The organism is Salegentibacter sp. BDJ18 (assembly GCF_017579965.1).
Taxonomy (GTDB): Bacteria; Bacteroidota; Bacteroidia; order Flavobacteriales; family Flavobacteriaceae; genus Salegentibacter.
On the sequence record NZ_JAFLQX010000016.1, the window covers coordinates 1 to 15,952 of the forward strand.

12 protein-coding genes are annotated in these 15,952 nt (G+C 37.1%); 7 read left to right on the forward strand and 5 right to left on the reverse strand.

Features of this window, described 5'->3' with window-relative positions:
- Positions 1 to 150: 150 nt before the first annotated feature.
- Positions 151 to 2,757, reverse strand: coding sequence for an ATP-dependent chaperone ClpB (clpB, locus tag J0871_RS09320; protein WP_208224970.1), 2,607 nt, complete (start codon positions 2,755 to 2,757; stop codon positions 151 to 153).
- A 181-nt stretch (positions 2,758 to 2,938) separates the two neighbouring features.
- On the opposite strand from clpB, the gene ytxJ reads away from it, so the two are divergent.
- Together ytxJ and J0871_RS09330 are read left to right on the forward strand one after the other, a co-directional pair.
- Positions 2,939 to 3,328, forward strand: coding sequence for a bacillithiol system redox-active protein YtxJ (gene ytxJ, locus J0871_RS09325; protein ID WP_208224971.1), 390 nt, complete (start codon positions 2,939 to 2,941; stop codon positions 3,326 to 3,328).
- Positions 3,329 to 3,420: 92 nt separating this feature from the next.
- Positions 3,421 to 3,669, forward strand: coding sequence for a hypothetical protein (locus J0871_RS09330; RefSeq protein ID WP_208224972.1), 249 nt, complete (start codon positions 3,421 to 3,423; stop codon positions 3,667 to 3,669).
- A 106-nt stretch (positions 3,670 to 3,775) separates the two neighbouring features.
- Here J0871_RS09330 and J0871_RS09335 read toward each other — a convergent pair whose 3' ends face one another.
- The 3 genes from J0871_RS09335 to J0871_RS09345 all read right to left on the reverse strand — a co-directional run bounded on the left by J0871_RS09335 (position 3,776) and on the right by J0871_RS09345 (position 7,181).
- Positions 3,776 to 4,870, reverse strand: a complete 1,095-nt coding sequence (locus J0871_RS09335) for a DUF748 domain-containing protein (protein WP_208224973.1) — start codon at positions 4,868 to 4,870, stop codon at positions 3,776 to 3,778.
- An 80-nt stretch (positions 4,871 to 4,950) separates the two neighbouring features.
- Positions 4,951 to 5,823: an aldose 1-epimerase family protein gene (locus J0871_RS09340; RefSeq protein ID WP_208224974.1), complete on the reverse strand. Its 873-nt coding sequence runs from the start codon at positions 5,821 to 5,823 to the stop codon at positions 4,951 to 4,953.
- Between the two features lie 8 nt (positions 5,824 to 5,831).
- Complete coding sequence (locus J0871_RS09345; protein WP_208224975.1) at positions 5,832 to 7,181, reverse strand: DEAD/DEAH box helicase; 1,350 nt, start codon at positions 7,179 to 7,181, stop codon at positions 5,832 to 5,834.
- Between the two features lie 353 nt (positions 7,182 to 7,534).
- Between J0871_RS09345 and J0871_RS09350 the strand changes: the two genes are divergently transcribed.
- Complete coding sequence (locus J0871_RS09350) at positions 7,535 to 8,083, forward strand: NAD(P)H-dependent oxidoreductase (RefSeq protein ID WP_208224976.1); 549 nt, start codon at positions 7,535 to 7,537, stop codon at positions 8,081 to 8,083.
- On the opposite strand, the gene J0871_RS09355 is transcribed toward J0871_RS09350, so the two are convergent.
- Positions 8,080 to 9,036: a sterol desaturase family protein gene (locus J0871_RS09355; protein WP_208224977.1), complete on the reverse strand. Its 957-nt coding sequence runs from the start codon at positions 9,034 to 9,036 to the stop codon at positions 8,080 to 8,082. The genes J0871_RS09350 and J0871_RS09355 overlap by 4 nt on opposite strands.
- A gap of 212 nt (positions 9,037 to 9,248) precedes the next feature.
- On the opposite strand from J0871_RS09355, the gene pabB reads away from it, so the two are divergent.
- The 4 genes from pabB (at position 9,249) to J0871_RS09375 (ending at position 15,950) form a co-directional block, all read left to right on the forward strand.
- Positions 9,249 to 10,553: an aminodeoxychorismate synthase component I gene (pabB, locus tag J0871_RS09360; RefSeq protein ID WP_208224978.1), complete on the forward strand. Its 1,305-nt coding sequence runs from the start codon at positions 9,249 to 9,251 to the stop codon at positions 10,551 to 10,553.
- Between the two features lie 71 nt (positions 10,554 to 10,624).
- Positions 10,625 to 11,935 (forward strand): tRNA lysidine(34) synthetase TilS, encoded by a 1,311-nt coding sequence (gene tilS / locus J0871_RS09365; protein WP_208224979.1) that lies wholly within the window; start codon positions 10,625 to 10,627, stop codon positions 11,933 to 11,935.
- Entirely contained in the window at positions 11,932 to 13,950 is a 2,019-nt protein-coding gene (locus J0871_RS09370; protein WP_208224980.1) for a thioredoxin family protein, read from the forward strand. Before tilS ends, J0871_RS09370 begins: the two co-directional genes overlap by 4 nt.
- A gap of 152 nt (positions 13,951 to 14,102) precedes the next feature.
- On the forward strand, positions 14,103 to 15,950 hold the full coding sequence (locus J0871_RS09375; RefSeq protein WP_208224981.1) for a CocE/NonD family hydrolase: 1,848 nt from the start codon (positions 14,103 to 14,105) through the stop codon (positions 15,948 to 15,950).
- Positions 15,951 to 15,952 lie beyond the last annotated feature (2 nt).

Sequence of the window (15,952 nt, forward strand, 5' to 3'; positions counted from 1 at the left end):
CTTCAAAAATTCATCGTTAAATAAATCCTCTTTTTTCATACTGTGTAAAATTTAAAATTAGACAAAAAAATAACAGGGGTCGCGACCCCTGTTATTTTTCTATTTACACAGTTTATGAGATAGTCCTTTTTTTTTGATTTTTATCTAAAATTATTCGGTTTCTACCGGGTTGGTTTCATTTCTAAATACCAACTCTTCGTTAAACTCATCTATTAGAATAATACTGTCGGTTTTAATATTTCCCGCGAGAATTTCTTTAGATAGTTTATTTAAAACTTCCCGCTGAACTACTCTTTTTACCGGCCTTGCGCCAAACTGTGGATCAAAACCGCGACTGGCGAGGAAACTAATTGCTTCATCTGTAGCATCAAGAACAATGTGCTGTTTTTCAAGCATTTTCTTCACCTCTTTAAGCTGAAGTGAGACAATTTTCCTGATATCTTTTTGCGTTAAAGGACTAAACATTATAATATCGTCTATCCTGTTTATAAATTCAGGTCTTACGTTTTGCTTCAATAACGCCAGAACTTCAGTTTTAGCAGATTCCATTGCGGCATCCAGGTCTTTCATATTTTCATATTTATCCTGAATAATATGGCTTCCCATATTGGAAGTCATAATAATAATGGTGTTTTTAAAATCGGCCAGGCGTCCTTTATTATCGGTTAGTCTTCCTTCATCCAGCACCTGCAATAAAATATTAAAAGTATCTGGGTGGGCTTTTTCAATTTCATCTAAAAGCACTACAGAATAAGGTTTTCTTCGCACTGCCTCGGTAAGCTGGCCACCTTCGTCGTAACCTACATACCCTGGAGGCGCTCCTACCAAACGACTCACAGAATGTCTTTCCTGGTATTCACTCATATCAATTCGCGTCATTGCTGACTCATCGTCGAATAAGTATTCCGCAAGAGCTTTGGCTAGTTCGGTTTTTCCAACTCCCGTGGTTCCAAGAAACAAGAAAGAACCAATTGGCCGTTTTTGATCCTGTAAACCGGCGCGACTTCTTCGTACCGCATCACTTACAGCAATTATGGCTTCTTCCTGCCCAACCACACGTTTATGTAATTCGTCTTCAAGTTTTAATAACTTTTCACGATCGCTTTGCAACATTTTAGTCACCGGGATTCCGGTCCATTTTGCCACAACTTCAGCAATATCTTCGTTGGTTACTTCTTCCTGGATAAGTGATTTTTCATTCTGATTCTCGGCTACGGTTTTTTGCAATTCTTCCAGCTTCTCCTGGGCTTCTTTGATCTTTCCGTAGCGAATTTCAGCTACTTTCCCGTAATCGCCTTCACGCTCTGCACGTTCTGCTTCAACTTTAAAGTTTTCAATATCAGATTTTAAATTCTGAATATTATCTACCACGCCCTTTTCATTCTGCCAGCGCGCGTGCAACTCGTTTCGTTCTTCTTTTAGGTTTGCCAGTTCAGCCCGCAGTATTTTTAGCTTATTTTCATCTTTTTCGCGTTTTATTGCTTCAATTTCAATCTCCAGCTGCATAATTCTTCTATCCAGAACGTCTAGTTCTTCAGGCTTGGAGTTGATCTCCATACGTAATTTAGAAGCCGCTTCATCCATTAAATCTATGGCCTTATCGGGCAAAAAGCGGTTAGTAATATAACGCTGAGATAATTCTACCGCGGCAATAATTGCTTCGTCTTTTATTCTAACCTTGTGGTGAGTTTCATATTTTTCCTTAATTCCGCGTAAAATAGATATTGCACTTTCAGTATCTGGTTCATTTACAATAACTTTCTGAAACCTTCTTTCCAGGGCTTTGTCTTTTTCAAAATACTTCTGGTATTCATCTAAAGTAGTGGCTCCAATTGCACGTAATTCACCACGCGCCAAAGCAGGTTTTAAAATATTCGCTGCATCCATAGCGCCCTGGCCGCCACCGGCACCCACAAGCGTATGGATTTCATCTATAAAAAGCACGATATTCCCATCACTGGAAGTTACTTCTTTAATAACTGCTTTAAGGCGTTCTTCAAACTCGCCTTTATATTTTGCCCCGGCTATAAGCGCTCCCATATCCAGGTTATAAATCACCTTATTTTTTAGGTTATCTGGAACATCGCCAGCAATAATTCTATGTGCCAAACCTTCGGCAATTGCCGTTTTACCGGTTCCCGGTTCTCCAACCAACATAGGATTGTTTTTGGTTCTTCGGGAAAGGATTTGCAAAATTCTACGAATTTCTTCGTCACGGCCAATTACAGGATCCAGTTTTCCTTCTTGGGCCATTCGGTTTAAATTATTGGCGTATTTATCTAAAGAATTATAGGTTTCTTCTGCGCTTTGTGAAGTTACACGATCACCTTTTCGTAATTCTTCTATTGCTGCTTTTAAAGATTTCTCAGTCGCGCCCTGGTCTTTTAAGATCTGGGCTACTTTACTGGAAGATTTAAAAATTGCGAGAATAAGATGCTCAATAGAAACATACTCGTCATTCATCTTTTTGGCGATTGTAGAAGCTTCGTTAACCGCTTTTCCTGCTTCGCGTGAGAGAATAATATCACCTCCGCTTACTTTTGGAAAACTCTGTAAGGTTTTATCCAAAATTTCGTTGAAGAGGTTGACGTTTATGTTTAATTTTTTCAATAGAAAAGGCGCTACATTTTCGTCTACAATACTTATTGCTTTAAAAATGTGTTCATTTTCAATTTGCTGATGGCCTAACTCCTGAGCAAGTTGTTGTGCCTGCTGGATGGCTTCCTGGGATTTTATGGTAAAATTATTAAAATTCATAGTCGTTTATTTTTTGAAAGAATAAAGCAATTGATATACCATTAAAAAATTAAGACAAAATGGCTGTTATTATTCAGAAATTAACGCCAAATTGGCACTTGGGTTAAAGTTTTGAAAATAATTTTGATTTGAGAAGGAGATTAAATTTATTAAGAATTAATTTTATACGAAAGAAATAACTATGGGATTACTAGATAAAATTTTTAAAAGTGATGGAGATGAAGCGAAAGAAAAAGCTGAATTTCCCTGGACAGATTTAACCGATAAAGACCAAATTACCATCGCGAAGGAAGAATCTAAAGAAAAAACGATAGGAATTTTTAAACATTCTACCAGTTGTGGAATTAGTAAAATGGTGTTGAGAAATTTTGAAAGGGAGTATGAAGAAAAGGAAAATACAAAACTCTACTTCCTGGATTTAAGAAAACATCGTGATGTTTCTAACGCGGTAGCAGATGACTTGAACGTGAGACACGAAAGTCCGCAGTTAATTATTTTGCAAAATGAAGAGGTGGTGCACCATGCTTCCCACCAGGATATTGATGCAGCGAAATTTGAAGAGTTAACCTAAAAAATAAATTCTTGTTAAAACTGCCAGTAAGCTGAGTTTGATGAAATTCCATTTGTATCTTTTATCTACAAAAACCAATAAATTAAATTGTAATGGCTAAGAAGGAAGATATTAAAAAAATGGAGGAGAACTGGGAGTCTTTAAAAAAGGAGGATAAAAACCGGGAGCAGGAAGAATTTCGTGATCTTAAGCAAAAAGAACGCGATAGGGATAAAAGCAAATCCAAGAAGCAACCGAATAAAGAAGATTCTACAAAAACCGGGAAAGCTAATGCCCGTGAAGAGCGCGAGTTTATGGATCAAACCCAGAAAGAGAAAACCGCAAAGAAAGATAAACTGTAAAGGCCGTAGAATACTTTATATTTAGTTCAAAATTTTATAAGACCTGCCCAGATTATTCAATGGAGCAGGTCTTGCATTTAAATTTTTTCAGGAAAACGATTAGTTGCTATTCTTTTGCACTTTCCTGTTTTGCATCCTCAAACTCAATATCTGCGTCTATAGATCCTTTGAAAGCTTCAATCCAGGCATTCTTAAAGATATTTAAGACTGTTGTCCAAACGCCAGATTCAACATTATTTAGGTCTCCTTCTAAAGGAACACGGGTGGCCAACGTATCTGTGCCCTGGTTTTTGAGAGCGAACTTAAAAAAACCGACAAAACCTTCCCATAACTTCTTGAAAATTCCGCCATCATCATCTTTTTCAATAAGCTTTGTGTTAATCAACATGGGTTTTATATAACCTTTCAGAAATCCATTGGCTATAGCAAGTTCGCTGTATAATTCAAAGGTTCCACTTTCAAAATCCACTCCCGCATAGCGACGGGTAATTTCGTTTAACGATGTAGCCTCAGCTTTTTTTAGACTAAATTCCATATCCATATCGGGAATTTGTTTTAGTAAATTTAGGTTTCCATGAATTTCTACATCGCCACCACCCATAGAAACGGCATTAGCCCATAAATGGGAAGGAAGTTCTTTTTCCCTGTCTACAACATTGCTAAGATTATGAGCTTCTAAACTAATTTTTTCTAAAAACAAACTAATTTGAGGATCTGCAGATACTTCTACAAAATTTGCAGTTCCGTTATGTACAACAAAATGGTTTATATCTATAGGTACTAAATTGGTGAGAGCTTTAGTCCAATCTTCAACATCTGCTTCATCTTTCTTTTCCTGGTTTTCAAAGATGTAATTGAAATTAGGATCTTGCATCTCAATTTCACTCACAATTTTACCTTTAAATAAAGAGCGCCAATCTATAGAAATATCACTATAAGGAAAGTCTAACAGCGGTTTTTCTCCCTGGGAGTTTTCTTCCCGTAAGATTAAACCTTCAATTTGGTAGGCGCCACGCCAAAGAGAAAGATCAACATCTGAAACTCTGCCTTCATAGCCCGGAATATTATTGAGAGTTTTAGTTACATAATTTTCCAAAATATAGGGAAGCGCAATCCTACCAATAATCAATAGCACGATGATAAGAATTGGTAAGACATACCTTTTCTTAGTGTACTTTTTTCTTTTCTCATTTTTACTCATGCCGAGAAGTTTATGCTAAAATGAGATTAAAAATCAGTATGTTAAGTTAAAAATTTTTTAAAAATACTTCAGAAAAAATGCTAATGAATATTAACTGTATAGGAAGCTTCAAAAGTTTTATTGGCTTCTAGAATTTCAATTCCTTCTTTAATTTTTAGGTTTTGATCGGTGCCTTCAACATCGGCAATTCCCAGCCAGGGTTCAATGCAAACGTAAGGTGCTCCCGGTTTGGCCCAAATCCCCAGGTTTTTAAAATCTTTATATTCTACGCTTAAAATGCTACCTGAGTTTTTACTTTTTAGTACCACTTTTTTAGACGGAATATTCTTGAAAATTAATGCGTCTTTGGCGAAAAGCTCTTTATGAAGTCTAATTTTATCTTCGTTGTCTAATATTCCTTCGGTGGTATCACTAACCAGTCCGTCTTCACTTAAAATGTAAGTTCTTAGATCCATTTTTCTATCAAACTCAAGATAATAATCTTCGTAAACTTCATTTTTACTAATAGGAGCATTAAACGCAGGATGCCCGCCTAAGGAAAAATATACGGGCTTATCATCTAAGTTAAAAATGTGATGATGTACAGTGAGCGATTTTTTATTTAACTGGAAAGAAATTTCAAAACGGAATTTAAATGGATAGATCTCCAGTGTTTCTGCTGAATAATCCAGTTGAAAAACTAATTTATCACCTGTTTTTTCTTTTAACTGAATATTCTCGTTATGCCTAACAAAACCGTGTTTAGGCATTTGGTATTCTTTATCTTCAAAAATGAATTTCCCTTCTTTTAAAACACCAATTACCGGAAACAAATTAGGCGCCTGGCTTGCCCAAAATTCAGGATTTCCCTGCCATAAATGTTCAATACCGGTTTCCAGGCTTTTAAGGCTGGATAATTCAGCGCCAATGGGATTTACTTTTATACTTAAGAATTCGTTTTTTAACTCCTGCATTTTAAAAATTATTTTTTCTTTCTTCTGTTCGCATTTTTATCCCCGCGAGTTTTTGGCTTTTTATACTTTTTGGCAATTTCCCTTCGGTAAGATCCACCAAGATTCTCTTTCCTGTTTTTTTCTTTCTTCTCATGAAAAGCAGGGCCGGGAGCGTCTTCATCCTTTTTCTTTCCGGGGTTATTAATTTCAAAAACCTTAGGTTGTTCTTCCGGAATTAATTCTGAAGAAATTTCTATTTCCGCCGGTAATTCTTCTTGCGGAACTTCCATCTTCATCAAAGCTTCAATTTTTTCAAGCGATTCCATTTCAGCTTCCGTAGTCATTAGTATCGAATTACCTTCTTTTTCGGCCCTTCCCGTACGGCCAATTCGGTGCATATAATTTTCAGGATATTTTGGCGTATCAAAATTGATCACGTGGCTTACCGATTCAATATCAAGACCTCGCGCCATAACATCGGTTGCAACTAAAATTCGGCAAAATCCGCTGCCAAATTGTTTGATACTACGCAAACGATAATTTTGGGTTTTATTGGAATGAATAACCGTGCATTCATCATGGAAATACTGTTCTAATTCCGGGTAAAGTCGGTCGGCCATTCTTTTATAAGCCACAAAGATTAACACCTTGGAGTAAGTTTCTTTATCGGCTAAAAGATGTCTCAGTAAATTTACTTTAGTATAGAAATTAGGGATTTTATAACCGGTTTGTTTAATATTATCAAGTGGCGTTCCGCTGGCAGCTACAGAAATAGTTTGCGGACTTTTAAAATTAGCCTCGATAAGATTTTCAACATTTTCAGTAATTGTTGCTGAAAACATAATGTTTTGTCGGTTCTGCGGAAGCAATTCAAAGATATTATTGATCTGAAATTTAAAGCCCAGGTCTAACATCACATCTACTTCATCTATCACTAATTTCTGAATAGATTTTAACTGAAGCGCGCGCCTAAGCACAAGATCGTACAATCTGCCCGGAGTTGCTACCACAATATCCTGGCCCTGTAAAAGCGATTGATGCTGGGTGTTCATATTTACACCACCATAAATACCGGTAGTGCGAACATTCATATAAGCGGTTAATTTTTCAATTTCTTCAACTACCTGTACCACAAGTTCCCTTGTAGGTACTAAAACCAGGACCCGCGGATTTTTTTGTTCCGAATATTTAAGCATTCGTAATATTGGAAGCATATAGGCAAAGGTTTTCCCGGTACCGGTTTGCGCGATTCCCACCATATCTTTTCCAGACATAATTGTAGAAAAAGATTCCTCTTGAATAGGGGTGGGCGTATTAATGCCAATATCTTCCAGCGCATTGCGCAGGGGAGTGGTAATATTTAAATCCTGAAAAGTCACTAAATGAAGTTTTTATGAACTGGCAAAGTTAGTGAAACTCTAATTTAAAATTGCCTACAGCAATTTTAAATTAGTTAGTTGAACTAATCCCGCCGCAGGATGGAAAATAATCTTTAAAGGTTCTGAATTATTTTATTTTCAAAAACCGTCATGCTGAACTTGTTTCAGCATCTAAGATGAATAAATGTCAAACTCAACTTAGACCTCCGATAGAAATAGGAGCGGGCTCTGAAACGAGTTCAGGATGAGGTATAGATTTTAAGTTTTGAGACAGAAAATTAAACTTACAATCTCTATTTTTATAAAAAGGAATCATTTCATTTATTTCGGTATTTTTGATAAAAATCGTTTCGATGAAAAAGATCTTAGCCTTTGCCGGCTCCAATAGTAGTACTTCCATTAATTTTCAGTTATTAACACACGTGGCCAATCGCATACAGGGGCACGAAGTGAAAGTTCAGGATTTTACCCAGTATGAATTACCTATTTATAGTGCCGATAGGGAAAAGGAAAGAGGTATTCCCGTAAGTGCTAAAATAATTAATAAGATCATCCACGAGCATGAGGCCTTGATAATTGCGGTAAATGAGCATAATGGCAATGTTTCAGCTTACTTTAAAAATATAATCGATTGGCTTTCCCGGTTAGACCGTAATTTCCTTGAGGGAAAAAAGATTTTATTGATCAGTACTTCTCCCGGTAAGCGTGGAGCCGCATCAGCTTTAGAATATACTAAGGGAATTTTACCAAGATTTGGCGGCGAGATTATAGAAAGCTTCAGTTTACCTTCTTTTAATGATAATTTTAAAGACGGGAAGGTGCTAAACGAAGTGCTGGATATGGGGATAGAAGATGTGTTAACTACTTTTTCTCATCAACTGGAATCCGGCCAATCAAATTAATTTGCTTTTTTCACTTTAGGACTGAACTCTTCGTTGGCTTTTCCAATATTACTTAATTCGGTTTCGGTTTTTCCAGTAATTCCCATATCTGCTTTATGTTTATCGACTGGGCTTCCGAATAAAATAAGCCAGACTTCTTTTAGTGATTTTGCTTTCCAGATATCCTTGCCTACTTCGATCCATTCGTGGAAAACGAGGAAAAAAGGATTGTAGGAGTTTACCGGTTTGGTGATTCCATAACGGGGTTTTTCATCTTCTTCCTGGAAAGTTCCAAAAATACGATCCCAGAATATAAAAGTAGAGCCATAATTTTTATCCAGATATCTTTCATTTACCGAATGGTGTACCCGGTGGTGCGATGGCGTTGTAAAGATATATTCTATTGGCCGCGGTAATTTTTTTATCAATTCGGTATGAATCCAGAATTGATAAAGCACTTCCAGTTGATGCACAATAAAGAATACCAGGGGATGAAAACCTAACAATACTACCGGTAAAAAGAAAATGATCTTTAAATTCTGCGTCCAGGATAATCTAAAAGATGTTGATAAATTATAATGTTCGGAAGAATGATGAACCACGTGTGTAGACCACCAGAAACGTTGTTCGTGAGCAAATCTATGAGCCCAATACCTGCTAAAATCCAATAATATTAAACATAAAACATAAGACCACCAGGTATGTGGGATTTTAAACGGCGCCAGATTGAAAAAGAAAAGGAAAACCATAAAGACTCCTATCTTCATAAAGCCATTCAGGATTAAATTACCAATCCCGATAGCTGTAGAAGCTAGAAAATCTTTTCCCGAATAAAGGTTCTTGTATTTTTTTCTTCCTATTAAAAATTCAAGTAAGACAAAAAAGAACATTAGCGGGGCTACAACCCAGATAACGGTAGTGAAATCAAGGTTTTCTATATCGGCTAAAGTGAGTTTTTCAGTATCTGGAAACATGGAAGAATTTTGGTCTTAATCATATATTGGCGCAAAATAGCGCATGTTGTATAATTAAGATTTTTTTCTCAGAAATACAAGAAGCTTCACCACCTAATTTCTCGAAATTTTGCAAATCCCGATTTTAAGGGTTTTCAAGATAAATTGCAGAAGAATTAAAATAGGCGCTACGTCAAATTGTTTTTACCTTTGCGCTCCAAATTACAAGCGAGGTGCGCACAAAAATTACTTATACTTTAGAAGAACCTTTAAAATTCAAACAGCAACTCTTGCAGTGGAGTAAGCAGTTTGAAGAAATTGCCTGGCTGGACAGCAATAATTATCATCAGGAGCACGGTGAATTTGATGCTTTACTTGCCGTGGGTGCATTTACCGCTATAAAAACCGATTACCACCAGGCTTTTGCCAAGCTCCAGGAGTATCAGCAAACTACTAAAGATTGGATTTTCGGCTATCTGTCTTACGATCTTAAAAATGATGTAGAAAGACTTTCTTCAAAAAACCACGACGGATTGGATTTCCCGGATCTCTATTTTTTTCAGCCACAAAAACTATTCTTGCTGAAAGACGATCAATTGGAAATGCGATATTTAAATATGCTGGATGATGAAATTGAAGAAGATTTTACTGAAATTTCAAATCTTTCAATAAACCAGATTGAGACTGGACAACCGAAAACTGAAAACTCAGAATCAAGAATACAAGCCCGAATCTCTAAGGAAGAATATCTTCACAAGGTTCAAAAAATGCTCGCTTATATTCAGCGAGGCGATATTTATGAAGCAAATTTCTGCCAGGAATTTTTTGCTGAAAATAGAGAGATTGAGCCTTTTAAAGTTTTTCAGGATCTTAATGAACTCTCGGGCCCTCCGTTTGCGACTTTTCTCAAACTGGAAGAACATTATTTACTTTCGGCTTCACCAGAGCGTTATTTAAAGAAATCTGGGGCAAAATTAATTTCCCAGCCTATAAAGGGAACAGCCAGACGCTCGCAGAATCCAGAAGAAGATATTGAAATTGCAGGGGAGCTTTCTAATGATCCGAAGGAGCAATCTGAAAACGTGATGATTGTAGACCTGGTGAGAAACGATCTTTCTAAAATTGCGAAAAGAGCCAGTGTGAATGTAGATGAACTTTGCAAGGTTTATTCCTTTAAACAAGTGCATCAAATGATTTCTACAGTTTCTGCTGAACTTGATGACGGCATTCCGCCGGTGGAAGCTTTACGAGCAACATTCCCTATGGGAAGTATGACGGGTGCGCCAAAGATTTCAGCAATGAAAATTATCGAAGAACTGGAAGAAACAAAACGCGGACTCTACAGTGGCGCCGTGGGTTATTTTACGCCAAACGGCGATTTCGATTTTAACGTGGTTATACGCAGTATTTTATATAATTCGGCTAAAAAATATGTGTCCTTTTCGGTAGGTGGGGCAATTACTGCTGGTTCTAAACCAGAGAAAGAATATGAAGAATGCCTGCTAAAAGCAGCCGCAATGCGACAGGCTTTAAAATAATTTTTTCGGAATAAATTTTCGCAAACTGCCAACTGAATCACTGCCAACTGTTTTCGTATCTTTGATTTTCTATGGAAAAAGCTTTCAAAAATGAGATCAAATCTCAATTCCCGTACCTGTGTAGCACCAGGCTTTTGCTAGCAGTAAGCGGCGGGGTAGATAGCGTGGTACTGGTCCATTTATGCCATTCGGCTAAACTTGATTTTGCTTTAGCTCATTGCAATTTTAACCTTAGAGATGAAGAAAGTGACGCCGATGAAGATTTTGTAACCGATCTTGCAAAGGAGTTAAAAGTGAAACTTTTTGTAGAGAATTTTGATACCGAACAATACGCTAAAGATATTGGTCTGTCTATCCAAATGGCCGCACGGGATCTTAGGTATGAATGGTTTGATGAATTAAGAATAAAACATCAATTTGATTATACCCTCACGGCTCATCACGCGAACGATAGTTTAGAAACTTTTTTTATTAATTTATTACGAGGTGCCGGTCTGGAAGGTTTAAGCGGTATAAATGCTGACAGTAATAAGATAATAAGACCTTTGCTTAATTTCTCCCGAAAGGAAATAGAAGTTTACGCGAGAGATAATAATATTGCCTGGCGAGAAGATAGCACGAATGCTTCTACAAAATACCTTCGGAATAAAATTAGACACGAGATTGTACCTATTTTTGAAGAATTGAATCCGCAGTTTTTAGAAACTTTTTTAAAAACTCAATCTCATTTAAAAGAAAATGAGGAATTGGTAGAGGATTATATGAGTTTGCTCTACCCAAAAATTATAGGTAAAACAAAATACGGTTACAGCCTGGATATAAATTATCTTAAAAAAGTACCGAATACTTCAGCCATTTTATACCAATTGCTTAAATCTTTTGGCTTTACCGAATGGAACGATGTTTACAATTTATTGGATGCACAACCGGGAAAAATGGTTTTTTCAACATCACACAGGTTAATAAAAGATCGGGAGTATTTACTGCTTACAGAAATTGATAAAACGGAAAATAAAACTTATAAAATTGCGAAAAATGAAGATTTTGCTATGTTGCCAATGGGAACTTTTTCATTTTCAAGAGTTAAAGAAATAACAGAAAAAACTTCAAATTGTATTTATGTAGATCCTGAAAAATTGGATTATCCGCTCACGGTAAGAAAATGGCAGGAGGGCGATATATTTTATCCTTTTGGGATGAAAGGAAAGAAGAAGTTAAGCGACTTCTTTAAAGACAAAAAATTATCTTTGCCCGAGAAAGAAAACAGCTGGTTGCTGTGCTCTGGCGAAAAAATTGTTTGGGTGATTAATCAGCGTGCCGACAGGCGTTTTTCAATTACTTCACCCGATCAAAAAATAATAAAAATCACTTTCAGTTTATGAAATATCTGGCGAGTCTGCTCTTATTTTTTATTCCATTTATCCAATTACAGGCACAATATTTTGACGACGGGAGCGGAGATTCCCAAATGGCAGATCCCATAAGCTGGGAAGCTTCCGTAGAAAAGGAAAACGATAGTATCTTCACGCTTATTTTTACTGCAAATCTTGAAGATGGCTGGCATTTATATTCGCAAAAGGAAGCCGATATTGATATTGCGCCTATCGCCACGACTTTCTCTTATAATAATACTGAAGAAAATTTTGAACTTATTGGTGAAACTACAGAGCCAGATATAGAACCTATTTACGACAAGGTTTTTGAAGCCGATATCACCTATTTTGAAGATGAAGCGGTTTTTAGGCAACAAATAAAAGTACAGCCTGAAAGTGATCCTGAAATTATTGCCGAAATTTATTTCTCTGTTTGTGATGATGAAAAATGTTTGCCTCCGGAAACCGAACGTTTCAATATTTCTCTTGAAGACAATGAAATAACCGCAGGTTTTACCGACCTGGAAATTTCTGAAAAAGACAAAGAACTTACCGAAGCATTAAACATTAATGTTTCAGGAATGGAAAAATTTGCCCCTGAAGAGGAAGAGGGTAATAATTTTCTAAATATTTTTCTACTCGGTTTTATTGGTGGTTTAATCGCTTTGCTTACACCTTGCGTTTTTCCTATGATTCCGCTTACAGTTTCATTTTTTACCAAGGGCGCTAAAAACCGACAAAAAGGATTGATTAACGCGATTTTATACGGTTTTTTCATATTCATTATTTATGTTTTGCTCAGCTTACCTTTTCATTTACTGGACAGTGTAAATCCTGAGATTCTCAATAATATCTCCACAAATGTTACGCTGAATATTATTTTCTTCATCATTTTCATCATTTTCGCGTTCTCTTTTTTCGGTTATTATGAGATCACCTTACCGAGTTCCTGGAGTAATAAGATGGACGATAAAGCTTCTAGCGTGGGCGGTTTTGTAGGCATCTTTTTTATGGCACTTACTTTAGCTTTAGTTTCTTTTTCCTGTACCGGCCCTATTTTAGGTTCACTGCTTGGTGGATCGCTTACCAGTGATGGCGGTGCGATGCAGCTTTCTATGGGAATGGGCGGTTTTGGTCTTGCACTGGCGCTTCCTTTTGCCCTTTTCGCTCTATTTCCTAACTGGCTTAATTCGCTGCCAAAAAGCGGAGGTTGGCTAAATACGGTAAAAGTAACCTTAGGTTTTATAGAATTAGGACTGGCCTTTAAGTTCCTTTCTAACGCTGATCTTGTGGAACATTGGGGACTTCTAAAACGTGAAATCTTCCTTGGAATATGGATTCTTGTAGGTTTAGGACTTATGGCTTATTTATTCGGATTTATTCGTTTTCCTCACGATGGGCCTAAAAAGAAAATCAGTAAAGTTAGATTTGGTGTGGGCGTGCTTACTTTCTTATTTGTACTTTATTTAATTCCCGGTTTAACCAATACTTCTGCAGCCAACCTTAAATTATTAAGTGGTTTTCCTCCACCATTATTTTATAGCATTTACGACAAAGGTACCGAAGCACCTTTAGGCCTGGAAGCATACAAAGACTGGGATAAAGGGCTTGAAGCCGCCCGGGAGCAAAACAAACCTATAATCCTGGATTTTACCGGTTGGGCCTGTGTAAACTGTCGGAAAATGGAGGAGCAGGTTTGGAGTAATCCAGAAGTTTTTGATGTTTTAAATGAAGAATATATTCTCATATCCCTTTATGTAGACGATAGAAAGGAACTCCCTGAGAAAGCGCAGTTTAATTATCTAAAACCCAAGGGCGGAATAAAACCTATTGAAACTATTGGCGATAAATGGGCAACTTTTCAAACCCTTAATTTTAAAAATAATTCCCAACCATTTTATGTGTTGCTGGATAATGATGTAAATCTTCTTAACGAACCTGTTGGTTACACGCCAAACGAGTCAGAATATCTTACCTGGCTTCAGGAAGGTCTTGCTAAATTCCAGGAGACAGCGGTAAAATAATCTAAAGCGGGTTAAGCCAGGAAAGCATAAAAGGGAAAATGTTTTTAATTTAGAAGCAGGCCTTGATGCATTTAAAACTCGATTATCGACTAAAATTCCTTTAGGTTTGTCGGGGTAATTTCTATCTTAGGGGCTTAAAATATCCCTTAACTATGAAATTACTCCGTTTAAGTTTTATCCTTCTGTTTTTGAGTTTTTTACCCGTTCATCTTATTTCACAAGAAGAATATGATGTAAAAGAACATTATAATAAAACAGAAGTAGATATCCCAATGCGGGACGGAACTTTGTTACACACTACCATCTATTCCCCAAAAGATACTTCTAAAGAATATCCTATTTTAATGCAGCGAACTCCATATAGCTCCCGGCCTTATGGAAAAGATCAATTTCGTTCGCTTATTAGCCCGAATGAATATTTGATGAAAGAAGGGAATATAGTGGTTTACCAGGATGTACGGGGCCGTTGGATGAGTGAAGGGAAGTATGATAATATGCGGGCAATTATTCCGAATAAATCTGGAAATGAATTTGACGAATCTAGCGATACTTATGATACTATTGAATGGCTTATTGAGAATGTAGATAATAATAATGGTAGGGTAGGAACCTGGGGAATTTCGTATCCCGGTCACTACGCTGTCGCTTCTTTAGTAGATGCTCACCCTGCCCTAAAAGCTTCATCTCCACAAGCCGGAATTGGGGATTTCTTTTTTGACGATTTTCATCACAATGGGGCTTATTTATTGAGTTACTGGAGAGCAACCGCACTTTTTGGATATGATAAAACCGGCCCTACAACCGAAGCCTGGTACGAATTGCCGGGTCTTGGTACCCAGGATCAGTACCAGTTTTTTTTAGATGTGGGACCACTTAGTAATCTGGACGAGTATTATGGAGAAGACAATATATTTTGGCAACAATTAAAAGAGCATCCAAATTATGATGAATTTTGGCAGAGTCGCGGGATTATTCAGCATTTAGAGGATATTGAACCCGCTGTAATGGTTGTGGGCGGATTATTTGATGCTGAAGATCTTTACGGCCCTTTTAATACTTACAAGAAAATTGAAGAAACCAGCGATAATTATAATATCATGGTTTTTGGCCCGTGGAGCCACGGCGATTGGGCGAGACAAACCGAAAGGCAGGCAGTAGGAAATGTTTATTTTGGCGATAATATTTCTGAAGATTATCAAAGAAATATTGAAACAAAATTCTTTAACCACTTTTTAAAAGAAGACGGCGATGGTGATGTAGATCTAGCTGAAGCCTATGTTTACGATACCGGAGCCCGAAAATGGAATTCTTATGAAGCCTGGCCTCCAAAAGAAGCAGAATCTAAAGTTTTTTACCTGGGAGATGAGCAGGAATTAACTGAGGAAGCAACCGATAATGAAGAAAGCTTTGTAAGTGACCCGGCAAAACCTGTTTCTTATAATAACGAAATTAAAGCGGTGTTCACTCCAAGAGAATATATGACGGGCGACCAACGTTTTGCTGCCAGAAGAGCAGATGTTTTGGTTTTTGAAACCGAAGTACTGGAAGAAGATATGAAACTTACCGGTGAGATTTTGGCACGTTTAAACGTGGCAACCACAGGAACTGCGGCAGATTGGGTGGTAAAGGTAATAGATGTTTACCCGGCAGACTCAGAAGATTATGAAGAAACCATGGACCATCTTGATATGGACAACTACCATATGATGGTGCGTAGTGAAGTGATGCGTGGCAAATTTAGAAACAGTTTTGAAAATCCCGAGCCATTTGAGCCTAACAAGAAGACCCCGGTAAATATTACGCTGCAGGATATTAACCATACCTTTAAAAAAGGACATAAATTACAAATTCAGGTGCAAAGTACCTGGTTTCCGCTTATAGACAGAAATCCTCAAACTTTTGTGCCAAATATTTTTGAAGCCGAAGAAGAAGATTTTCAGAAACAAACCCACACCATTTATGGAGATTCTGCAATAGAATTTTCAATATTAAAAGAATAGCC

What these genes read in the sequence shown, in the direction of transcription:
- J0871_RS09335 (WP_208224973.1), bottom strand. Translation starts at nt 4,870, where the DNA reads ATGAGTAAAAATGAGAAAAGAAAAAAGTACACTAAGAAAAGGTATGTC.
- J0871_RS09340 (WP_208224974.1), bottom strand. Translation starts at nt 5,823, where the DNA reads ATGCAGGAGTTAAAAAACGAATTCTTAAGTATAAAAGTAAATCCCATT.
- clpB (WP_208224970.1), bottom strand. Translation starts at nt 2,757, where the DNA reads ATGAATTTTAATAATTTTACCATAAAATCCCAGGAAGCCATCCAGCAG.
- J0871_RS09355 (WP_208224977.1), bottom strand. Translation starts at nt 9,036, where the DNA reads ATGTTTCCAGATACTGAAAAACTCACTTTAGCCGATATAGAAAACCTT.
- J0871_RS09370 (WP_208224980.1), top strand. Translation starts at nt 11,932, where the DNA reads ATGAAATATCTGGCGAGTCTGCTCTTATTTTTTATTCCATTTATCCAA.
- ytxJ (WP_208224971.1), top strand. Translation starts at nt 2,939, where the DNA reads ATGGGATTACTAGATAAAATTTTTAAAAGTGATGGAGATGAAGCGAAA.
- tilS (WP_208224979.1), top strand. Translation starts at nt 10,625, where the DNA reads ATGGAAAAAGCTTTCAAAAATGAGATCAAATCTCAATTCCCGTACCTG.
- J0871_RS09330 (WP_208224972.1), top strand. Translation starts at nt 3,421, where the DNA reads ATGGCTAAGAAGGAAGATATTAAAAAAATGGAGGAGAACTGGGAGTCT.
- J0871_RS09375 (WP_208224981.1), top strand. Translation starts at nt 14,103, where the DNA reads ATGAAATTACTCCGTTTAAGTTTTATCCTTCTGTTTTTGAGTTTTTTA.
- J0871_RS09350 (WP_208224976.1), top strand. Translation starts at nt 7,535, where the DNA reads ATGAAAAAGATCTTAGCCTTTGCCGGCTCCAATAGTAGTACTTCCATT.